We start from the raw sequence: 21,184 nt of genomic DNA, 5'->3' as shown, positions 1-21,184 counted from the left end.
GGCGCCGGCCGCGCACGGGGTTTTCGTCCCGGTGTGCACCTGGGTACAGGTGCACACCGTCCAGCACGTGGCGCCGGGCCCGGCGCACTCCCATGAGGTCGAGCCACAGCGGCATGAGCAGCTCCGGGCCGCGGCCGGCCGCGATGCCGCCGAGGTCGGGCACCCGAGGTCCGGAGCAGGTCCGGGACGTGGGGCCGTACCCCGGCGACTCTCACGCGCGACTCACCGCGACAGCAGCGCGACGACCTGCGGCAGTGCCTGCTCCACGGCGGCGCGGCCGACCTCGCGGGCGCGGTCGATCTGGTGGAACTCCAGCAGCCCGATGCCCCGCGTGTCCGGGCGCAGCACGAGGTCCGCGGCCTCGAAGGCCCGCACGGAGGCGTCCCCGCTCGCCATCATCATGGTCCGCATGAGCGTGTCCGCGAGCGCGGGCACCCTCGGGGGCCCGCTGCGCACGCCGGAGGACGGTCCACCGGCCCCGCCGAACCCGACGCTGACGGCCACGAGCGGCCCCTCGGACCGGGACAGGGCGGAGACGGGCAGGTTGTCCAGGACGCCCCCGTCGACGTGGAGCGTCCCCCCGGACTCGTACGGGGGGTACAGGCCGGGGAGCCGGAGCGAGCAGAGCACGGCGTCGGCCAGCGGGCCGCTGCGGTGCACGACCCGGCGACGCCGGAGCAGGTCGACGCTCACGCACCGGAACTCGTGCGGCAGCTCCTCGACGAGCAGCCCCCGCATGCCCTCGGTCAAGAGGGCGGCCGTGCGGCGGCCGCTCACCAGGCCCCTGGTGGGCAGTGTGTAGTCGTTGATGGGGTTGCGGCGGACGAAGTTCTCGTAGACCGCGGCGTCGACGGCGGCGGCGTCGAGGCCCGCGGCCGCGAGGCCCGCGACGCAGGCGCCGACGCTCGTGCCCGCGAAGCGGTCGACGACCACGTCCGCCTCCTCCAGCGCCTCGAGGACGCCGATGCCCGCGAACGCCCGGGCGCCGCCGCCGCCGAGGACCAGGCCGAGCGAACGGCCTGCGAGGCGGGCGGCCAGCGGCCGGAGCGACGCCGCGGACCCCTCGGGCGCGACGTGGACGGAGCGCGGCTGCAGGGCGGTCTCCCACCGCGCGCGCTGCTCGCGCCCCGCGGGCGGTCCCGTCAGGACCAGGTCCGCGCCGCCCGCCCGTGCCGGTAGCCCGCCGGCCGGCGGCTCCGGGTCACCGGAGACCAGCACGACGCGGTCGGCCACCCGCAGGCACAGGTCCCGCCAGGCAGGGTCGTCGACCGTGGCGGTGAGCAGCACCGTGTCGGCGTCCTGCTCCGCCCGCTCCAGCCCCTCGCGGTCGACGCGTCCCGGGTCGACCGCGCGCACGTGGCGTCGCAGCCGGTCCAGCAGCCCCGCCGAGCACGCCTCGACCGACGCGGCGACGTCGAGGCCGACGACCGCGACGACGGTGTCGGCCGCCCCTGACCGGGACGTCGGCGGCGGGGCGATCTCCTGCAGCCGCACCGCGAGGTTGCGGGCGAGTCCTGCCATGACCTCCGGGCCCGCCACCTGCGCGAAGTGCTCGGCGGGCAGCCGGGTCAGCCGGCTGTCGCGTACCGCGCGCACCGCCGCGCTGCGTACCTGCCCGGTGAGCAGGCCCAGCTCCCCCACGACCGCGCCGCGGCCGAGCTCGGTGAGCACCACCTCGCCCTGCGCCACCTGCAGCCGACCGCTGCGCAGCACGTACAGCCCGTCCGCCGGGTCGCCCTGGTCGAACAGCAGGTCCCCGGCGTCCACCTCGACGTCCTCGGCGGAGCGTTCCAGCCGCGCGAGCGCCTCGGCGGACAGACCGGCGAAGAGCGGCACGTCGGCGAGGGCGTCCACGAGGACGGGAGCCGGGTCGCGGGGCGGTGGCGGCGGCGCCTGCAGCACGGTGGGCGCCACCGGCAGGGGCGCGACGGCCGCGGTCGCCTCGGGGGGCGTCGCGCGGCCGGGCCCGGTTCGACCGAGCAGCGGGGTGGCGAGCGCGACGGCGGCCAGGCACAGCGCGGCGAGGACCCAGCCGGCCCGGAGCGCCTCCCGTGCCTCCTCGGGGCTCGGTGTGCCGATGAGGACGACGAGCACGGCGATGCCGAGGACGGCCCCGAGCTGCCGGGCGCTGGTGACGACCGCGGACGCCGTCGCGTACGCGGCCCCCTTCGGCAGCCGGGCCACGGCGGCGCTGCCGAGGAGCGGGAGGGTGGCGCCGACGCCGATGCCCTGCAGCACCTGTCCCGGCAGCCACTGGGTGACGAGCTCCGGCGTGGGGCCGACCCGCTCGAGGTACCACAGCAGGCTCAGCGCCCACACGGCCGCGCCCGGCAGCAGGATGACCCGGTGGCCGTGCCGGTCGGCCACCTTGCCGAGGAGGGCTGCCACCACCGCGGCGACGAAGGCGGCCGGCGCCACCGCGAGGCCCGCCTGCAGCAGGGAGTACCCCCACACGTAGCTGAGGTACAGCACGTGGGTGAGCAGGTAGGCGTAGAAGCCGGCTCCGGCCACCACCGTGAGGGCGTTGCCGACGGCGAAGGAGCGGATGCGCAGCAGAGCGGGGTCGAGCAGGGGTGAGCGGTGCGTGCGCGAGCTGCGCACGAAGCCCGCGAGGGCGAGGCCGCCCACGACGAAGGCGCCCAGCACGCGCCAGTCGCCCCACCCCCGGTCGGGACCCTGGACGAGACCGGTCGTGAGGGCACCGAGGGCGGCCGCGAGCAGCAGGGCCCCGAGCAGGTCCGGCGTGCGGCGCACGCCGGGCGACCGGCTCTCCACGAGGCACCGCCGGGCCAGCACGACGGCCGCGATCCCGAGGGGGACGTTGACGAGGAAGGCGAGGCGCCAGCTGTCCACCGCCACGAGGGCACCGCCGGCCGGCGGCCCCAGCCCGGAGGCGATCGCCGCGGCGGCCCCCCACAGGCCGACGCCGTGAGCCCTCTTCGAGACGTCGAACGCCTCCACGACGAGGGCGAGCGAGGCGGGGACGAGCAGCGCGGCTCCGACGCCCTGGAGGACGCGGAAGCCGACGAGCTGCTCCACGGTGGTCGCGACGGCGCACAGGGCCGACGCGACCGTGAAGACCGCGACGCCGAGCACGAAGACGCGCCTGCGCCCCAGCAGGTCGGCGAGGCGTCCCGCGGCCACCAGGAACGCGGCGAGCACGATGTTGTAGGCGTTGAGCACCCACGACAGGCTCGACAGCGCGGCGTCGGGGAACGAGCGTTGCATGTCGGGGAAGGCGACGTTGACGATCGTCGAGTCGAGGAAGGCGAGGAACGCGCCGAACGACGCCACGAGCAGCACGACCGACGGCCGCGGCTGGCGGCGCACCCGGGGGAACGACGCCGCGGGCCCGGGGAGGGGCGCGGGCCCGTCGAGGAGCACGGGGCCGTCGAGGAGCGCGGGGCCGTCGGAGCCGGTGGTCGGACTGCTCACGCGGCCTCCGGGACGGCGGTGGGCGCGGTGGGGCAGTCCCGTCGCGCGGCTCGCCGGAGACTATGGGGCGTCGCTCCGGCCCCGCACCCGTCCTAGGTCGGGTCTTCGCGGCCTGCCACCGCGGCGACGCGCGTCAGCGGGACAGGTAGCGCAGGACCGCGAGGACCCGACGGTGCTCCTGCCCGGTCTGCTCCAGCTCCATCGCCGCGTAGACCTTCGACACGTGCTCGACGACGGACTTCTCCGTGATGACGAGCTCCTGCGCGATGGCGGCGTTGCTGAGGCCCCGGGCCAGCAGGGCGAGCACCTCGGACTGACGGGGGGTGAGGGAGGAGACGCGGTCGTCGACCCGCCCGGCCCGAGCCACCGCCGCCGCGGCGATCTCCGGGTCGATGACGGTCCCTCCCTCCCCCACGGTCCGCACGTCGGCGGCGAACCGCCGGGCGTCGGCGACGCGCTGCTTCAGCAGGTACCCCACTCCCGGCCGGCCGGGCTCGAGCAGGTCGAGCGCGTACTGGCGCGACAGGTGCTGCGACAGCACGAGCACCCCGGTGGCGGGCAGGCGGGTCGCGAGCGCCACGGCGGCGCGCAGGCCGTCGTCGGTGCCGTCCGGCGGCATGCGGATGTCGCTGACGACGACGTCGGGCCGGTGCTGAACCGCCACGCGCACGAGGCTGTCGGCGTCGCCCACGGCCGCGACGACGTCGAAGCCGGCCCGGTCCAGCAGCAGCACGAGCCCCTCCCGCAGCAGGACCTCGTCCTCCCCGATGACTACCCGCACGGCAGCACCGCCCGCAGCCGGGTCCCGCCGGGGCCGCTGTCGACGGCCAACGTCCCTCCCAGGACGTCGACCCGGTCGCGCAGCCCCGTCAGCCCCGTCCCCGTCCCGTCCGCACGCGCGCCGCCGCGGCCGTCGTCGGCGACCTCGACGACCAGCGACAGCTCGTCCCGGCGCAGCACGACGTGCACATCGGTGGCCCCGGCGTGCTTGACGACGTTGGTCAGCGCCTCGGCGACGATGAAGTAGGCCGTGCTCTCCACCGCCGACGGCAGCCGCCCCCGCACCTCGTCCAGCTCGAGCCGCGCCCGTACCGGCAGGTCGTAGGCGAGCTCCCGCACGGCGGCCGCCAGCCCGCGCTCGACGAGCGGCGCGGGCATGACGCCCTGGACGAGAGCGCGCAGCGCGGTGGCGGCCTCGTCGACGTCGGCGGCGAGGCGGGTGACGAGGGCGCCGCCCGGGGCGCCCGGCGCCTCCTGGGCGAGGCGGCCGACCTGCAACGACATCCGCACGAGGGAGACCTGTAGGCCGTCGTGGAGGTCCCGGGCGATGCGTCGGCGTTCTCGGTCCGTCTCCGACAGCAGGCGCGAGGACGCCTCGCGCAGGGCGGCGCGGCTGGCGAGGACCTCGCGGGCGAGCATCTCGCGCTCCAGCGCGATGGCGGTGACCCGCCCCACGGCGAGGACCGTGGCCGGGTCGGTGCCGAGACGGGCGTCGTGCACCACCGCGCCGACGCGCCGGTCGCCGACGGCCACGTGGATGGTGGACCGGCCGTCGTCGGGCAGGGCGGCGGGTCGGCCGTCGGCGTCGACGTAGCCGTCGCCGTCCGCCGACCGACGCAGCAGGACGGCGTCCGGGTCCCCGAGGGTCGCGGCCATCGCCTCGTCGAGCGTCGGGGACGCCCCCGACGACGTGCCCGACGTCGAGCCGGGCGGCGCCGTGAGGGCGGTGACGTACGCACCCAGCTCGGAGGTGCGGGCGAAGCCGCCGAGCAGGACGACGACGAGGAAGGCGAGCGGCACGGTCGACAGGGCCGCGACCTGCAGGGCCGCCGTCGCCTCGCCTCCCAGCCCCAGCAGGGGCCGGACCACCCGTGCCACGAGCGGGACGGCGATCGCGGCCAGCAGCCCGAAGGCGAACAGCGGGGCCATCACCCACCGCTGCCGTCCGCGCAGGGTCCGGAGCCGCCGGAGGAGCACCGCGGCGGTCACCACGACGACGACGGCGCCCAGGACCTGCTGCGCCCGCTCGCCGGCGAGCGCGAGACCGGGCCGGTCCGCGACGACGAGCAGGTCGTACGGCGCCTCGGCCGCGCGGAAGAGGTAGTGGGGGGCCTGCAGGACCAGGCCCAGGACGTAGGCCGCCGCGACCGTCACGTGCGAGACCCGGCCCTCCACCCTCCCGCTCGGGGTGGCGTGCAGCAGGTGGAGGACGACGGAGACCGGCAGGACGGCCGTGACCGTCCCAACCGCGACGAGCACCGGGTCGCCGGTGTTGGCGAGCGAGGCCGCCCACGTCGCGAGGCCGGCCGCTGTGAGCAGCGCGCCGAGCCGGTTGGCCGGTCGACGCCACCACGCGAGGAGGCCGGCGACGGCGTACAGGCAGCCCATGCCGACGAAGGCGTACGCCAGCGGCAGGTCCGCCAGCGGGCCGGCGTGCACGAGGACGACCATGAGCGCCGCCCCGGCCGCGAGCACGGCGGCCAGGACGACCAGTGCCCGTTCCAGCGGCGCGGACACGGCGGCTCTCACCACCCCACCCTTGCGCAGCGGAGGGCACCCCGGGAGCAGAACCCGGAGCGTCAAGAAGACCCGACCTGGGACGGGTGCGTGCGCGTGAGCCCGGCCCCTAGTGTCCGGCTCAGTCGCACCGCCGGCCCGAGAGGACACCCCATGACCACGCACGAGGTCGACACCCCGGCGCCCTTCGGCCTCGGGCCGCAGGACGGTGAGGCCCGCTGGTTCCTCGGGCAGCTCATGACGTTCAAGGCGACGACGGAGTCCACCGGCGGCCGCATGGCGCTCATCGAGGGCCGGGCCGCCCAGGGCCCCGCCTCCCCCCTGCACGTGCACCGCCGCGAGGCCGAGTGGTGGTACGTGCTGGAGGGCGAGCTCGTGGTGTGGGCCGGGGGGTCGGTCATCGAGGCGCCCGCGGGGTCGTTCGTCTACGGACCGCCCGACGTGCCCCACACCTTCTCCGTCGTGTCCGACGAGGCCCGGTTCCTGCTGGGCACCGAGCCGGCCGGGTTCGAGCAGTTAATGCGCCTGTGCTCCGAGACCGCCGGCTCCCCGACCCTGCCGGCGCCCGAGGGGGCCTACGCCCCCGACCCGGCGCTGCTCACCGAGCTCGCCGCGCACCACGGCATCGAGATCCTCGGCCCGCCCGGGCTGCCCGCCTGAGGGCACGCCGCACGGGCACCGCGGCCGGGCAGCGCGGGGACTCTCACGCCGAGCGGCTGGTCCAGGCGGTGCCGCGCAGCTCGGCGGCCAGGGCGTCGCGGACCGTGGTCGGGGTCCGTCCGAGCAGGCCGGTCAGGGTGGGGTCCGTGGTGGCGAAGTCGCCCCGGCGGGCGGCGGTGAAGTAGCTGAGGAACAGGGGCACGTAGGCGTCCGGCGTGCCGGCGGCCCGGAGGTCGGCCGTGTACTCCTCGTCCGGGACGGTCGTGCGGACCACCCGTCGCCCGGTGAGCTCCGACAGCAGGCGCGCGACGTCGTCCATGTCGAGCAGCTCGGCGCCCGTCAGCGGCGGGGTCGGCCCCTGGAAGCGGTCCGGCTCGGTGAGGGCGACCGCGGCGGCCACGGCCAGGTCCTCCTGCGTGGTCCAGCAGACGGGGCCGTCGACGGGCACCCGCAGCTCGCCGGTCCGCAGACCTGCCTGCGCCATCTGCAGGGCGCTGGAGGCGTGGAAGCCGTTGCGCAGGGCGGTCCACCTCAGGCCCGAGGCCGCGAGGTCCCGTTCCGTCTCGGCGTGCCCGACGGCCGGGGCGAAGAGCGGCTCGGGCCGGGCGCCGGCGGCCGTGTGCGAGGTGTAGACGACGTGCTCCGCGCCGGCGGCGACGGCCGCGTCGACGGCCGCCCGGTGCACGTCGGCCCCGCTGGGCCCTGAGACGACGAGGACCCGGGTGGCTCCCTCGAAGGCGTGCGCGAGGGTCGCCGGTTCGGTGTAGTCGCCGCGGCGTACCCGCACGCCGCGGTCGGCGAGGACGCCGTCGCCGAGCACGGCTGGACGACGTACCTCGCCGCCAAGCCGCCTCGGCGCCCCGGGGCCGACCCTGTCGAGGAGCTACGGGCCGGCTGGGACCTCCACGTCGAGTTCGGGCTGGCGAACCCGGCGCTCTTCTCGCTCATGTACGGCGACCCCCGACCCGGTGAGCCGTGCGAGGCCGCGGTCACCGGGCAGGAGATCCTGCGGTCGAAGGTCGACGCCGTCGCGGCGGCCGGGCGGCTGCGGGTCGACGCCGCCCACGCCGCCCTGCTCATCCACGCGGCTGCCTGCGGCGTGGTCCTCGCGCTCCTCGCGGCGCCCCCCGAGCAGCGCGACACGGCGCTCTCGAGGACCGCCTTCGACGCGGTCGTCGCGGCCACGACGACCGACGCGGCGGCTCCTGTCGCCGGGGAGGACCGTCACGTCGTCGCCGCCAACGTCCTGCGTGCGGACCTCGGCTCCCTCACGTCGTTTACGGCGGCGGAGCGCGGGCTGCTCGACGAGTGGCTGGCCCGCACCACGCACCGACCGGCCGGCTGAGACGCCGCGTCCGCGCCGCCCCCACCCCGGTCCCTCCGTCGGTGACCGTCCCGGACGCCAGCGCCCGCTCCGGCACCGGACGGGACCCAGGCCTTCCGGCCGGTCCTGTTCAGGGCACCGGATCGCCGACCGGGTCCTGACCGCGCACACGGAAGCGTCGGCCGGTGACACCCGTCGGCTCGATGCGCACGAGGTGCGGCTTGCCGGCGGGGTGCGCCGGGGTGAGGGGCAGCCGGAGCACGTCGAGGGCGTCGTGCAGCTGCCGGACCTCGTGGGCCTCCCCCTTGACGACGACGCTCCACGCCTCGCCGCTGCCCGGGTCGTACCCGTCGACCTCGTAGGCCACGGGGCCGGTACCGGCCGCGGCCAGCTTGGTGCCGTCGGCGGTGCGGAAGACCAGGCTGCCGTGGTCCACGACGTGGGTGACGGGGAAGATGTCCGGTGCGCCGTCGACGACCACGGCGAGGCGCCCCGTCACCGCCTCCCGCAGCAGCGCCCAGCACTCGTGCACGGCGAGGTGGACGGGAGGGGCCGACGGCGACGTGGACATGTCGACACCCTCCGCCGTGGGCGCGCCGCCCACCAGAGACGAAGGTCCCGGCGGGCCGTGTGCTCGTGACGCACCGGCGACGACCACCGAGCGCGCCGAGGTCCGGTCGTGTCAGGCCTGGTTGCCGATGGCGAGCTCGGCGATGCGGTCCTCGTGCAGCGTGAACCGGTAGTCCGGTCGGCGACGCCACCGGGGAAGCCGCCCTCGAGCCGCACGGTGACGACGTCGTGGGTGTCGTCGACACGGTGAGCACACATCTGCCCGGTCGTGTAGTCGAGCTCCGAGAAGGCCGCTCGCACGAACGCGTGGACCGCGTCGCGACCTGCGAAGGTCCCGCCCTGGTCGGTGGCCACCACGTCGTCGGTGGGAACGAGCCGGCGGTGTCGGCGTCGCGGGCGGCGTGTACTCAGGTCGGTGCGGTCCGCGGCGAGCCGCGTCAACACTTGTCTTCCCGCGGTAACGCGACCGGAACACCCCGCTGGTTCCGTTTGCGCGCGCCCACGTTCGGGCGCCCTCGCGACAGAAGGACAGTGATGCAGTCTTCCTCTCCCGCCGGCGGCCGCCGACGCGGTACCGCCCGCCTCGCCGCCGCCACGGTCGCCGTGACCGTGAGCAGCGCGACCCTCCTGGTGGCCTCCCCCGTGGCCGCCGTCACGGACGTCTCGCCCGGGCCGGTCACCTGGCAGGTCCACGACGCCGCCCCACCCGGGCTCGACACCGGCAGCCTCCGGACCGTCAGCGGCACGTCGGTCCAGGGCTTCGGCAACCTGTTCGCCGACGTGGACACGGACCCCGCGCCCCTGTTCGACGAGCAGATGGTGCGCGGGTTCGGCATGACCTTCGACGGCGACGACACCTTCGTCCCGACGCGCTCGGTGCCCCTGGGCGAGGTGCTGATCACCCGCGAGCTGCACGTCGACGACGACGGGACGTGGGTGCGCTTCGTCGACAGCTTCACCAACCCCACCTCGGCGTCGGTGGAGGTGGACACTTCCTTCGGGGGCGCGCTCGGCTACGGCTCCGGCTCCCAGCTGGGCACGGTCGCCACGACCTCCTCCGGCGACGCCGTCATCGACACCACCGACACGTGGACGGTCGTGTCGACCCCCAGCGCCCAGGTGCGCCCGGTCGCGCTCGTCGTCGGTGAGCCGGGCACCCCCGGCGCCCTGACCGGCACCGGCAACCAGGAGCGCAACCCGTTCCGCACCCCGCTGGCGACCAGCGGCCACGAGGCGAACTTCTACGGCTACCTCGCCACGGTCGACCTCGAGCCGGGCGAGACCCGGTCCCTCGTGCGGTTCGTCGCCGTCGGGGAGCCCGGGGACGTCGCGAGCGCCGCCGCGTCCGCCGCCGCGCTCGCCGCGGACCCGGACCTCTCCGAGCTGGACCCGGCGCTGGCCTGCACGGTGGCGAACTTCACGCCGGCCACCCTCGGCCTGGACGCCGCGCGGTGCGCCGAGGCCGGCGAGCCGAGCCTGCCCGAGGCCCCCGAGCTCCCGACGGCGACCTCCCGGTCGGCATACGACGTCTCCACCGCGACCATCGCGCAGATGCGCGCCGACCTGCGGGCCGGCCGCGTGACCTCGCAGGAGATCACGCGCGCCTACCTCGACCGCATCGCCGTCTACGACTCCGGGCCGTACGCCTTCCACGCGTTCATCACGGTCGCCGAGGACGCCATGAAGCAGGCGAAGGCGGCCGACAAGGCCCGGAAGAAGGGCAGCACCGCGGAGCTGCTCGGCATCCCCATCGCCGTCAAGGACATCTACGACACCGCCGACATGCCGACCACCGGGGGCACCCGCGCCCTGGAGGGCTGGCAGCCGGAGACCGACGCCCACCAGGTCGCGCTGCTCCGCGAGGCCGGCGCGGTGATCATCGGCAAGACCAACACGTCCGAGTTCGCCAACTCCGGCGGGTACTCCGAGTCCGGCTACGAGCAGACGTGGAACGCGCTGTACCCGTCCAAGACGTCGTTCGGCTCCAGCGGCGGGTCCGCGGTCGCGGTCGCCACCGGGATGGCCGCCGCGGGGATGGGCTCGCAGACGGGCGTGTCGCTGTACGCCCCCGCGACGGGGAACAGCCTCACGACGTTCCGCGGCACCGACGGCATGGCCAGCGTGCACGGGGTCATGCCGCTGACGTGGGGGCAGGACTACGCCGGACCCATCGCCCGCACGGTGACGGACCTCGCGTACCTGCTCAACGCGACCACGGGGACCGACCCCAAGGACCCGCTGACCGCGCAGGCGGACCGGTACCGGCCGACGGACTGGACCGACGCGCTGGACCCCTCGGCCCTGGCCGGGGCGCGCATCGGCTACCTGCCCACCTCGTTCGTCTCGTCCTACGCCGACGACGGCACCGGGGAGGCGGTCCGGGCGCGGTTCGCCGACCTCGAGGCCGCCGGCGCGACGATGGTCGAGATGACCCCGCCCCCCAGCGGCGGCGCGAGCCCGGGCGGGTCGCGGAACGAGGAGGGCTGGGCCCGGTACATCGGCCTGCACCCCGACTTCCCGTACCCGGACGGGGACGCCCTGCTGGCCTCCCCGCTGGTGCTGCCGTACAACCAGCGGACGCTGCGGGACACCCCGCGGATGACCGAGGAGCAGGTGGACGCCTGGCTCGCGTACCGCAACCAGTACAAGGCGCGCATCGCCGCCTGGATGGACGCGGCGGACGTCGACGCCGTCGTCTACCCCGGGTTCCTCAGCGACGTCTACAACAACGACAGCGCGAACAACCAGCTCACCGCGGACCGCGGGACCGGGGTCCTGACCTCGGCGGTCGGGCTGCCGACCGTCGTCGTGCCGGTCGGGACCAACCCGCACGGCTACTCGATGTCCATGCAGCTCATGGGCAGGGCGTGGGACGACGCCGCGGTCCTGGGGATGGGGTACGCGCTGGAGCAGCAGGCCGACGGGCAGCTGCTGACCTCCTTCGCCCCGCCCCTGGCGTACGACCCGACGCGGCCCCCGCACTCGTTCCGACAGGGTCGCCCGGAGCACTCCTTCGAGACCGGTCGCCCGGCGCACGCCCCCGGGTCCGGCCCCGCCACCGGCCGGCTCCCGGAGTCGCAGTACAGCGACTGACCGGCACGTGGGGACGACGGAGGCCCGGCCCTGCGCCGGGCCTCCGTCGTCGCGTGGGGGCGGCTCACCCCGACGCGGACGTGTCCTCGAACAGGCGGCGCAGCTCGTCGGCCAGGTCGGCCGGGTGCGTCAGCGGCCCCGCGTGCCCGGCGCCGGGGACGACGTGTCGTCGCCCCTGGGGCAGGTGGTCGAGGACGTGCTGCGCGCTGGCGGTGAACAGCGGCCGGGTGCCTGAACCGTGCAGCACGGTCACCGGCGCGTCGATCCTGCTCAGCACCTCCGGGGCCTCGGGCATGACGCCGTCGTAGCCGACGAGCTGCCCGAAGACGTCGAGCACGTGAGGGGCGTACCTCCCGGTCGCCCGGAAGTAGCCGGCCGCGTCCGCCGCGTCGAGGTCGTCGGGGGTGAAGGGGAACGCGGCCATGGCCCGCGTGGCGCCTGGCAGGTCGCCGGCGTCGACCAGCTCACGACCCCGGACGAGGGCGCCCCCCAGCGCGGCGCGCTGCTCCTCGTCCATGCAGGGACCCGCGATCGGTTCGTACGCGGCGGTGGCCCTGACGGCGGCCGAGCGGGAGGCGACCGCGAGGGCGTGCCCCGCGCCGGATGACCAGCCGACCAGCCCGACGGGTTCCCCGACGCTCTCGACGTACGTCGTGTAGTCGGTGACAATCCGGTCGATGCGGAGGTTCGGGTTCCCGTCGCTGCGCCCTCGACCTCGCATGCTGGGCAGGTGGCACGTGAACCGGCCCACCAGGTGGGGCAGCAACGCCCGCCAGTCGACGTCCCCGTCGCCCAGCACCCCCTGCAGCAGCACGAGCGGCGGACCCTCGCCGTGGACGGTCGCGCGGATCGTGACACCGTCGTCGACGACGACCTCGTGGCTCCGCGGCACCTGCATGACCGGCTCCCGTCCTCGCGCGGCTGCTGCCCGATCGTCCCGGCGCACGACCGGTGGCGCAAGGCATCCCGGCGGTCCGACCGTCCGTACACGGCACCGGGCCCCGTCGTCGGCGGCGGAGCGCGGGTGGGGCTCCCCTGGCTCGTCCGGTCACCCGCTGATCTCGTCGTCACCTCCCGGGCGCACGACGCCGGCGGGCCGTACCGCCCGCTTCGGCCAGTGGCCCCGCCACCGGAGGCTGCGGGCGTCGAGCTCACGGAGCAGGGCGTCGCCCTCGGCCAGCACCTGCTCGGCCAGCGCGACCGCACCGGCGAGCTGCGCGTCGTCCAGCTGCGCGAAGGCAGGAGAGCGCCGCCGGTCGAGGACGTCGTACCAGCGCCCGCCGACGGCGTGGTCGAGCAGGATGCGCCCGAAGCAGTGGTCCTCGGTCACCACCCAGCCGCCCGCTCGCGCCGCCCGCGGCAGGTCCTCGCGGGTGAGGGCCCGGTACCGGGCGAGCAGCCGGTCCCGCTCGGCCGTGCCCTGAGGCCGTCCCTCGCCACCGGTCGTCGCCGCCGCCACCGTCCGAGTCTGCCGGTGTGGCCCGTGGAGCGCGCGAGGGGTCGGCCGCCGCCGCGACGCTCGGGACCGGGGTACCTGAGGTGCGTGGGCACGGACAGGAACCCTCTCGAGGGACGGCAGCAGCACAGACACCCACGACCGCGTCGACGCCAGCGGGACGATGACTCTCGGCCACGACGGGCGCCTGCGCTCCTTCGGCATCGAACCCACGCCCGGTGGACGTCTCACAGATCCACTGAACAGGAGTGGTTACCTGTCGACGGTTTTCACGTGCGTCTGCTGTACCGCCCCCTGACCTGCACGTTCATGGGCCATCCGTCGTTCGGGGGCACGGGACGGGCACAGTTCTCACCACGTCGCTCGATCCGTAGGTGACCGCTGCTGGTCGGTGACCACCGGACACGGACGCGCGCCGGGCTCCCACGTCGTGGGGCTCTCGGCGGGCACGAGGACTGCGCGCGCAGGGCGGGCAACGCGGACGTGCATGGACAGCGCACAGGCGTGCACGCACACGACACACGGAGCCTCGCGCCGCTGCCACGTTGCGGTCAGCGGTCCGACCGCGACCGCGACATCCCGTTCGAGAGGGGACCCACCATGGGCTTCGTCACCGCGCCGGACGGCGCGCAGATCCACTACAAGGACTGGGGCGAGGGCCGCCCTGTCGTGCTCAGCCACGGCTGGCCGTTGCACGCCGACAGCTGGGAGGCGCAGCAGCTGCTGCTCGCCGGGAACGGCTACCGCGCCATCGCCCACGACCGGCGGGGGCACGGCAGTTCCACCCAGACCTGGCACGGCAACGACATGGACACCTACGCGGCCGACCTCGCCGCCCTGCTCGAGGCCCTCGACCTCCACGACGTCACCCTCGTCGGGTTCTCGACCGGCGGCGGTGAGGTCACCCGCTACATCGGCCGCTACGGCACCGAGCGCGTCGCGCAGCTCGTGCTCGTCTCCGCCGTGCCGCCGCTCATGGTCCGCCGCGACGACAACCCGGGCGGCGTGCCGGTCGAGGTGTTCGACGGCATCCGCGCCGGGTCTGTCGCGGACCGTTCCCAGCTGTACCGCGACCTCGCGGACGGGCCGTTCTTCGGTCACAACCGCGAGGGCGCGAACGTGTCGGAGGGGATACGACGGGCCTTCTGGCTGCAGAGCATGGCGTGTGGCGCGCGCAACGCCTACGAGTGCATCCGTGCGTTCTCCGAGACCGACTTCCGTGCCGACCTGGCCGCCGTCGACGTGCCGACGCTCGTCATCCACGGCGACGACGACCAGGTCGTGCCGTTCGAGGTGGGCGGGCAGGCCTCGGCGGCACTCGTCGCCGACGCCAAGCTGCTCGTGTACCCGGGCGCCCCGCACGGCATCACCGACACCCACAAGGACCAGCTCGGCGCCGACCTGCTCGCCTTCCTCGGGGAGGTGGCGGGGTGAGGCGCTCTCTTCGCGCCGCGCTGGCGTACGTCACCGCCGCGGCCGTCACCCTCACCGCCGGCGCGGCGGCGTCTGCTCCTGCGAGCGCTTCGCCGCCCCGGCCCGCGGCGGCGAAGCCGACCGTCGTGCTCGTGCACGGCGCGTTCGCCGACGCCTCGAGCTGGACCCCGGTCACCGACCGGCTCCTGGCCGCCGGCTATCCCGTGCTCGCCCCGACCAACCCGCTGCGCGGCGTCACGACCGACGTGCAGTACCTGCGCGAGGTCCTCGCGTCAGTGTCGGGGCCCATCGTGCTCGTCGGGCACTCCTACGGCGGGTTCGTCATGACGAACGCCGCCGCGGGCGACGCCGACGTCGAGGCGCTGGTGTACGTGGCGGCCTTCGCGCCGGAGATCGGCGAGACCGCCGGCGGCATCTCGCAGTCGGCGGGCACGTCGCTGCTCACCCCCGACCGCCTCGACATCCACCCCTACACCGGCGCCGACGGCGCCACGCACTATGAAGCCACCATCAAGGTCGAGCACTACCGGGAGGTGTTCGCCGCCGACGTGCCACCGCGGACGGCGGCCTCTCTGGCGGTGTCGCAGAAGCCGGCGGACGTCTCGACGCTCTTCGCGCCGTCGGGCGAGCCCGCCTGGCGCGACGTGCCGACGTGGACCCTCGTCGCCACCCAGGACAACGTCATCCCGCCGGAGGCGCAGCGCGCCATGGCCTCGAGGGCCGGCGCCACCACGGTCGAGGTCAAGGCCTCGCACTCCGTCGCCCTCTCCTCACCGGCGAAGGTCGCCGCGCTCGTCATCGACGCGGCCCGCACCGTGCAGGTCAGCCCGTGACGGGCCCCGGCGGGCCGTCACCGCGCCCGGACAGCAGGCGGCTGCAACGACGGGAGGACGGCCCCGGCACCATCGTGCTCGTCCACGGCTTCTGGGTGACCTCGCGGTCGTGGGAGCACTGGAAGGCCCGGTACGAGTCGCTCGGGTACACCGTGCACACCCCCGCCTACCCGGGCTTCGAGGTCGAGGTGGAAGGGCTGCGCGCGGACCCGACGCCGGTGCGGCAGCTGACGATCCGAGCCGTCGTCGACCACCTGTCGGCGTTCCTCGACGGCCTCCAGCCGGGCTCCGCCGGCAGCGGGAGCAGCAGGCCCGTGCTGATCGGGCACTCGGCGGGCGGCTGCTTCGTGCAGGTACTCCTGGACCGCGGGTACGGCTGCGCGGGCGTGGCGCTCAACTCCGCCCCGCCGGAGGGGGTCCGGACCACCCCGCCGAGCCAGCTCCGGTCGGTGCTGCCGGTGGTGCGCAACCCGCTCAACAGGAGGGCGGCGATCGGTCTCACCCGCCAGCAGTGGCGCTACGCGTTCGCCAACACGTACCCGCAGGGGCACTCCGACGCGCTGTACGACCGGTACCACGTGCCGGCGTCGCGGCGGGTGCTGCTGGACTCGGTGCTGGCGAACTACCTGCCAGGACGGCAGGACGCGTGGGTCGACTACGGCAACACCTCCCGCGCACCGCTGCTGCTGCTGTCCGGTGGGGAGGACCACCTCATGCCGCCCGTCGTCCAGGCGGACACCCTCGCCCGCTACCACGGGCATGGCACGGTCACCGAGCAGGAGGTCCTCGACGGCCGCCCGCACCTCATGGGCGCGGGACCGGGTTGGGAGGAGGTCGCCGACCGCTCGCTCGAGTGGGCGCTGGAGCACGCCGGCTGGCGGACGCCGACCTCCGCGACCACCGCGTCGACCCCGCCCGCGGGGCGCTGAGCCGTGCTCCTCCTCCTCGGGGACGGCTGAGCGGTGGTCACCCTCACCTACGTCGGCGGTCCCACCACGCTGCTCGACGTGGCGGGGTGGCGGGTGCTCACCGACCCCACCTTCGACGCCCCCGGCCGCACCTACCGGTTCGGCTGGGGGACGTCGTCGACGAAGACCACCGGCCCCGCGCTGTTCGCGGGGTCGGTGGTCGCCGACGTCGTGCTCATCAGCCACGACCAGCACGCCGACAACCTCGACGACGCCGGTCGGGAGCTGCTCCCCGGCAGGACGGTCCTCACAACCCGACCCGCGGCAGCCCGCCTCGGTGACGGCGCCCGCGGTCTACGGGCGTGGGAGTCGACCCGGCTCACCGCCCCCGGCCGCCCGGACCTGGTCGTCACCGCGACGCCGTGCCGGCACGGCCCGCCAGGCAGCCGGCCGATCGTCGGGGAGGTGGTCGGGTTCGCGCTGCAGTGGGAGGGGCAGCGCGGCGGGGCCCTGTGGGTCTCCGGTGACACCGTGCTCTTCCCCGGCGTACGACACGTCGCCCGGCGCATCGACGTCGGCATAGCCGTCCTCCACCTCGGCGGGGTGCGCTTCCCCGCCACCGGGCCGCTGCGGTACTCGATGACCGGTGCGGACGCCGTCGCGCTGTGCCGGGAGCTGCGACCGCGGGTGGTCGTCCCGGTGCACCACGAGGGCTGGTCGCACTTCGCCCAGCCGCGCGAGGAGCTCCAGCGGGAGCTGGCCGACCCCGCCATGACAGCGGCCGTCATGTGGCCGGTCCCCGGCGAGCCCATGGCGCTGACCGGCTGACGAGGCGGCCCTTGCAGCGGGCCCGTCGGCGCTGGACGATCCTCTCCGTCCTGCGCCTGCTCCTGAGGAGTGGTGTCACGTGCCTGTCCTCGACACCGACGCCCTCGCGCCGCACGAGCGGAGCGAGGCCATCGTCACGCACATGCGCGAGGTCGCGTACGCCTCCCACGTCGTCGTGCTCGACCCGGCAACCGCGTTCATGCGTACCGACGTCCACACCCTCGGCGACGTCCGGCTGGTCCGCCTCCACCGCTCAGGCCTGCACATGGAGGTCACGCGGGAGCGCGACGACGTCGTGCCCGCGGTCGCGCTCACGCTCGGCACGGCTGCCCGCGCCCACTGGGAGCAGTTCGGGCACGTCGTTCGGCAGCGGCGCGGTGTCGTGGAGATGATGGAGCTGCACCGGCCGCACACCAGCAACAGCGAAGGGAACCCCGGCGGCTGGAGCCTCACGATTCCCTTGACGGCGCTGAGGCTGCCGGCGCAGACCGTCACCCGGGCACGGCCCGCGCTCGCCCGGAGCCCGCTGCAGGCCGTGTACGCACAGCACCTCCGCGCGTTGACCCGACGGTTGGCAGAACCAGCCACCGACAGGACCGGGCACGCGCTGACGGTGGGGCAGCTCAGCGCGGCACCGGGCCTGGCCAGCACCGCGCTGACCCGGGCGCTGCTCAGCACCGCGGCCGGGGACCAGCGCACCGCGCGGGAGGCGCTGCGCGAGTCGCTCCTCCCCCGCGTCGAGGTCTTCGTCCTGCGTCACCTGCGGGACCCGGGGCTCAGCCCCAGCACGATCGCTGCGGCGCACCACATCTCCGTGCGTCTGCTGTACCTGGTGCTGGCCGAGGCCGGTGTCCCGCTCGAGCAGTGGGTCATCGAGGAGCGTCTGGCCGGTGCGCACAGGGAGCTCGGCAGCGCCGCGGGGCGTCGGCGAAGCGTCACGGCTGTCGCGATGGGATGGGGGTTCGCGTCACCGGCGCACTTCAGCCGCCGCTTCCTGCGCCGCTACGGCATGACACCGCAGGAGTGGCAACGGCTCGCCCACAGCCACGGGCCGCGAACCTGACCACCTGGCGTGAGCCGTGCACGGGCACAGGGTGTGCACGCAGGGACAAGCACCCGCCGGGTCGTGCCTGGCACAGTGCCGACGCGTCGTCGTAGTCGCCGCGGCGGGGCCGCGGCCGGACCCGGCAGGTGCCCATGAAGGTGCTCGACACCCGCTCGCTCCCCGCGGCCGACCGCGCCCCTGCCTACCAGGAGGCGGTCAGCGCCAACTGCACCAGGAGCCTCGCGTCCTTCGAGGACGAGAGCGGCTTCCACGCCCGGTGCCACGTGCAGCAGCTCGGGGCGGCCAAGGTCTTCACCATCGACGCGTTGGGCATGACGCTGCGGCGCTCCGCGCGTACCGCGCGGGGGATGAACGACTGCCCGGTTGCCGTGGCGCTGCCGATGCGCACGACCAACCGGCTGGAGCGTGGTCGAGACGACCGGCAGACGTTCGGCGCCCGGGACCTCATGCTCGTCGACCTGTCCTCCCCCTACGTCTACGGGTGGAGCGGCGCCGGCGCGTCGTACGCCCTGCACGTCGAGCTCGACGAGCTCGCGGTGCCGATGGACGCGGTACGGCGGGCGAGCGAGCGGCTCGAGAGCAGCCCGCTGTACGGGCTGGTGCGCGACCACGTGCACCGGGTCATGACGACGGCCGAGGAGCTGGCCGCCGCCGGGGCGGGCGCCGAGGTGGGTGCGGCATCGGTGGAACTCATCCGCGCCCTCGTCGTGTCCGCGGGCGGGGACCCTCGGCGGGACGAGTCCTTCCACAACACGCTGCGGGCCCGGGTCGAGGCGTACGTCCGCGCCCACCTGCGTGACCCCGACCTCAGCCCCGCCCGGATCGCCGCCGCGAACGCCATCTCCCTGCGTACCCTGTACAAGCTCTACCAGGGGCGCGACCGCAGCCTCGAACAGGTGATCATCGCCGAGAGGCTCGCCGGAGCCCGGGCCGACCTGGCGCGCACCTCCCTGCGCCACCGGACCATCGCCGCAGTGGCCGCCTCGTGGGGGTTCAGCAACGCGAGCTTCTTCACGAGCCGCTTCTCGCAGGCGTTCGGCGTCACCCCCAGGGAGTGGCGCGCGATGCAGCAGGCGACACAGCAACCGGGCGCGTCCCTGCCGTCGCCCCGCAACCCGGAGCCGGTGACCTCCAGCGGGCCTCCCGAGCGCTGACACCCGCTACCGGTAGTGCCCGCGCGCCGACGCTCCGACGACGGCGGGGGTCCGACAGCTCCGACGAGGACCTGCTGGTCCGTGACCGTCAGAACCTTCCGCGGGCATGGTCGAGTCCCGGGGCTCACTCGACCAGCGGCAGCAGCATCTCGAGCACCGCCCGCTCGGTCTGCCGTGCGGACAGGCCGCCGTCCACACGCAGGACGCGCCACGTGCTCGCGTCGCACAGGGCGACCACCTGGGCCGCGCGCACCGCACGCGCCGTCGGCGTCGTCACCCGCGCTATCGGGCCGGCGAACACGTCCCCGCACCAGCGGACGTGGTAGGCCCGCGCGCGGTCGGCGAGCTCGGGCACCCCCGGAGCCTGGTGGGCCTCCGCGTACAGCTTGAGGATGAGCAGGCCGTGGTGCTCGTAGAACTGCACGAGGGAGCGCACGGTCGCGCGCGCGTCCGCACCTCGCGCGTCCTCCCGGTCGGCCGCCAGACGCGACAGCTCGCGCTCCACCGTCGCGGCGAGCAGTCCGTGCTTGCTGCCGAAGCGACGGACGACCGTCTGCACCGTGACGTCGGCGTCGGCCGCGACGTCCTCCAGCCGGATCCGGTCGTACGGGGTGCTGGAGAAGCGCTCGAGCATCGCGTCGACCACCCGTTCACCGGTCCGCTCGGCGGCCCGCGCCCGCGCCGTCATCCGGTACGGACGAGACGCCTTGACATCCATGTGAGTGACACTAACATCATGTTTTATTAATGTGAGTGACACTCACACCGACATCGAGGAGACCGGCCGTGTACCGAACCCCCGCGCCCCGCCCCACCGCCGACTGCACGCTGCGGGTCCCCACCCGCCTGGGCAGCCTGTCCATCCGCACCGCCGGCTCCCCCGACGGTCCGCCCACCGTCCTGTGGCCGTCGATGTTCGTCGACAGCCACACGTGGGACCGGTTGCTGCCGCTGCTGCCGGCCGACCGCTCCTACCTGCTCGTCGACCCCCCGGGGCTCGGCCTCAGCGACCCGCTGCGCCACGAGAGCGACATCGTCGGCGCGGCCGACGCCGCCGTCGACGCCCTCGAACACCTCGGCCTGCCCGCAGGGGTCGACTGGGTGGGCAACGCCTTCGGCGGTCACGTCGGCTTCGAGCTGGCCGCCCGCCCCGGCGTCCTCCGCAGCCTCGCGGCCATCAGCTCCCCCGCCGAGCCCGTACCGGCTGCGTTGCGACGCCAGATCGTCACGTCACTGCCGCTCATGCGGGCGCTCGGCCCGGTCGCCCCCGTCCGGGAGTCCATCGTCCACGCGATGCTCACCGACGCGTCCGCCGCCGACCCCGGCGTGCGGCAGGTCGTCGTCGACTCCCTGCGCAGGCCGACGAGGCGCAGCGCGGCCCTCGCCGTCCGCTCGTTCATCCTTAACCGGGTCGACGTCACACCCCGCCTCCGCGACGTCACCATCCCCTGCCTGTTCGTCGCCAGCGACGACCGGGGCGACTGGAGCCCCGAGGACGCCGAGGCCACCGCGGCCCTGGTGCCCAGCGCCCGGACCGTCGTCGTCAGGGGAGCACGGACCCTCGTGCCGCTCGAGCAGCCGAGCGAGGTGGCGTCCCTGCTCCGGCAGTTCTGGGCGGAGGCGTGAGCGGTGCTCGGCCAGCTTCCGTCAGGATCGCCGGTGCCCGTCTCCGGTCGGCCGACGAATGTGTCCCACTTCTCGGCCGGCTCCCAGATCGCGTCGGAGGGTCGTGACGGGCCGGGCCCACCCACACCGTGCAGTTCGACGACGGCCCTCGCGGCGCACAGGGTCCGGTGTCATCTTGTTGCGAAGCAGCTCCTGGCTTGTCGCAAGCCAGAGACATCTTGTGGAATGCGGAGGGCGTGGGATTCGAACCCACGGAACGGGGGTGAGTACCCGCTCAACG

General features: G+C 74.9%; 18 protein-coding genes. 10 read left to right on the top strand and 8 right to left on the bottom strand.

Going from position 1 to position 21,184, the window contains the following annotated elements; translation table 11 throughout:
• Positions 1-222 precede the first annotated feature (222 nt).
• From WAA21_RS06385 to WAA21_RS06375, 3 genes are all read right to left on the bottom strand, one after another.
• Complete coding sequence (locus tag WAA21_RS06385; RefSeq protein WP_336921941.1) at positions 223-3,435, bottom strand: MFS transporter; 3,213 nt, start codon at positions 3,433-3,435, stop codon at positions 223-225.
• 133 nt (positions 3,436-3,568) lie between these two features.
• Positions 3,569-4,216: a response regulator transcription factor gene (locus WAA21_RS06380; RefSeq protein WP_336921940.1), complete on the bottom strand. Its 648-nt coding sequence runs from the start codon at positions 4,214-4,216 to the stop codon at positions 3,569-3,571.
• Positions 4,207-5,964, bottom strand: a complete 1,758-nt coding sequence (locus WAA21_RS06375; protein WP_336921939.1) for a sensor histidine kinase — start codon at positions 5,962-5,964, stop codon at positions 4,207-4,209. The genes WAA21_RS06380 and WAA21_RS06375 overlap by 10 nt, the downstream gene beginning before the upstream one ends.
• A 141-nt stretch (positions 5,965-6,105) precedes the next feature.
• Between WAA21_RS06375 and WAA21_RS06370 the strand changes: the two genes are divergently transcribed.
• Positions 6,106-6,612 carry a quercetin 2,3-dioxygenase gene (locus tag WAA21_RS06370; RefSeq protein WP_336921938.1) on the top strand — a complete coding sequence of 169 codons (507 nt, stop codon included), beginning with the start codon at positions 6,106-6,108 and terminating at the stop codon, positions 6,610-6,612.
• 43 nt (positions 6,613-6,655) lie between these two features.
• Here the strand turns inward: WAA21_RS06370 and WAA21_RS06365 are convergent, their stop codons facing one another.
• Positions 6,656-7,399, bottom strand: a complete 744-nt coding sequence (locus WAA21_RS06365) for an NmrA family NAD(P)-binding protein (RefSeq protein ID WP_336921937.1) — start codon at positions 7,397-7,399, stop codon at positions 6,656-6,658.
• Between WAA21_RS06365 and WAA21_RS06360 the strand changes: the two genes are divergently transcribed.
• Complete coding sequence (locus WAA21_RS06360) at positions 7,352-7,957, top strand: WHG domain-containing protein (protein ID WP_336921936.1); 606 nt, start codon at positions 7,352-7,354, stop codon at positions 7,955-7,957. The genes WAA21_RS06365 and WAA21_RS06360 overlap by 48 nt on opposite strands.
• A gap of 109 nt (positions 7,958-8,066) precedes the next feature.
• Here WAA21_RS06360 and WAA21_RS06355 read toward each other — a convergent pair whose 3' ends face one another.
• On the bottom strand, positions 8,067-8,507 hold the full coding sequence (locus tag WAA21_RS06355) for a pyridoxamine 5'-phosphate oxidase family protein (RefSeq protein WP_336921935.1): 441 nt from the start codon (positions 8,505-8,507) through the stop codon (positions 8,067-8,069).
• 608 nt (positions 8,508-9,115) lie between these two features.
• On the opposite strand from WAA21_RS06355, the gene WAA21_RS06350 reads away from it, so the two are divergent.
• On the top strand, positions 9,116-11,599 hold the full coding sequence (locus WAA21_RS06350) for an amidase (protein ID WP_336921934.1): 2,484 nt from the start codon (positions 9,116-9,118) through the stop codon (positions 11,597-11,599).
• A gap of 64 nt (positions 11,600-11,663) precedes the next feature.
• On the opposite strand, the gene WAA21_RS06345 is transcribed toward WAA21_RS06350, so the two are convergent.
• Together WAA21_RS06345 and WAA21_RS06340 are read right to left on the bottom strand one after the other, a co-directional pair.
• Entirely contained in the window at positions 11,664-12,497 is an 834-nt protein-coding gene (locus WAA21_RS06345) for an alpha/beta fold hydrolase (RefSeq protein ID WP_336921933.1), read from the bottom strand.
• 150 nt (positions 12,498-12,647) lie between these two features.
• Positions 12,648-13,058 carry a hypothetical protein gene (locus WAA21_RS06340; RefSeq protein WP_336921932.1) on the bottom strand — a complete coding sequence of 137 codons (411 nt, stop codon included), beginning with the start codon at positions 13,056-13,058 and terminating at the stop codon, positions 12,648-12,650.
• 597 nt (positions 13,059-13,655) lie between these two features.
• Here WAA21_RS06340 and WAA21_RS06335 point away from each other — a divergent pair.
• From WAA21_RS06335 to WAA21_RS06310, 6 genes are all read left to right on the top strand, one after another.
• Complete coding sequence (locus tag WAA21_RS06335) at positions 13,656-14,489, top strand: alpha/beta fold hydrolase (protein ID WP_336921931.1); 834 nt, start codon at positions 13,656-13,658, stop codon at positions 14,487-14,489.
• Positions 14,486-15,322 carry an alpha/beta fold hydrolase gene (locus WAA21_RS06330; RefSeq protein WP_336921930.1) on the top strand — a complete coding sequence of 279 codons (837 nt, stop codon included), beginning with the start codon at positions 14,486-14,488 and terminating at the stop codon, positions 15,320-15,322. The genes WAA21_RS06335 and WAA21_RS06330 overlap by 4 nt, the downstream gene beginning before the upstream one ends.
• A complete protein-coding gene (locus tag WAA21_RS06325) occupies positions 15,319-16,251 on the top strand; it encodes an alpha/beta hydrolase (RefSeq protein WP_336921929.1) in 933 nt (310 codons plus the stop codon). Before WAA21_RS06330 ends, WAA21_RS06325 begins: the two co-directional genes overlap by 4 nt.
• A gap of 33 nt (positions 16,252-16,284) precedes the next feature.
• Positions 16,285-17,058 carry an MBL fold metallo-hydrolase gene (locus WAA21_RS06320; protein ID WP_336921928.1) on the top strand — a complete coding sequence of 258 codons (774 nt, stop codon included), beginning with the start codon at positions 16,285-16,287 and terminating at the stop codon, positions 17,056-17,058.
• A gap of 79 nt (positions 17,059-17,137) precedes the next feature.
• Positions 17,138-18,121, top strand: a complete 984-nt coding sequence (locus WAA21_RS06315) for a helix-turn-helix domain-containing protein (protein ID WP_336921926.1) — start codon at positions 17,138-17,140, stop codon at positions 18,119-18,121.
• A 134-nt stretch (positions 18,122-18,255) separates the two neighbouring features.
• The gene (locus WAA21_RS06310) at positions 18,256-19,278 is read left to right on the top strand and encodes a helix-turn-helix domain-containing protein (protein ID WP_336921925.1); all 1,023 of its coding nucleotides are present in this window, start codon (positions 18,256-18,258) and stop codon (positions 19,276-19,278) included.
• Between the two features lie 124 nt (positions 19,279-19,402).
• Here WAA21_RS06310 and WAA21_RS06305 read toward each other — a convergent pair whose 3' ends face one another.
• Positions 19,403-19,996 (bottom strand): TetR/AcrR family transcriptional regulator, encoded by a 594-nt coding sequence (locus WAA21_RS06305; protein ID WP_336921924.1) that lies wholly within the window; start codon positions 19,994-19,996, stop codon positions 19,403-19,405.
• A gap of 68 nt (positions 19,997-20,064) precedes the next feature.
• Here WAA21_RS06305 and WAA21_RS06300 point away from each other — a divergent pair, with 68 nt between their 5' ends.
• Positions 20,065-20,904 carry an alpha/beta fold hydrolase gene (locus WAA21_RS06300; RefSeq protein WP_336921923.1) on the top strand — a complete coding sequence of 280 codons (840 nt, stop codon included), beginning with the start codon at positions 20,065-20,067 and terminating at the stop codon, positions 20,902-20,904.
• Positions 20,905-21,184: the final 280 nt, after the last annotated feature.

It is taken from the genome of Aquipuribacter sp. SD81 (assembly GCF_037153975.1).
Taxonomy (GTDB): Bacteria; Actinomycetota; Actinomycetes; order Actinomycetales; family JBBAYJ01; genus Aquipuribacter.
Note: the sequence above shows the minus strand (reverse complement) of the source record. Positions and strands in the feature narration are given on the sequence as shown.

Excerpts from the sequence above, each read along its gene's own strand:
- WAA21_RS06305 (WP_336921924.1), bottom strand. The coding sequence starts at position 19,996 with ATGGATGTCAAGGCGTCTCGTCCGTACCGGATGACGGCGCGGGCGCGG.
- WAA21_RS06355 (WP_336921935.1), bottom strand. The coding sequence starts at position 8,507 with ATGTCCACGTCGCCGTCGGCCCCTCCCGTCCACCTCGCCGTGCACGAG.
- WAA21_RS06370 (WP_336921938.1), top strand. The coding sequence starts at position 6,106 with ATGACCACGCACGAGGTCGACACCCCGGCGCCCTTCGGCCTCGGGCCG.
- WAA21_RS06335 (WP_336921931.1), top strand. The coding sequence starts at position 13,656 with ATGGGCTTCGTCACCGCGCCGGACGGCGCGCAGATCCACTACAAGGAC.
- WAA21_RS06345 (WP_336921933.1), bottom strand. The coding sequence starts at position 12,497 with ATGCAGGTGCCGCGGAGCCACGAGGTCGTCGTCGACGACGGTGTCACG.
- WAA21_RS06310 (WP_336921925.1), top strand. The coding sequence starts at position 18,256 with ATGAAGGTGCTCGACACCCGCTCGCTCCCCGCGGCCGACCGCGCCCCT.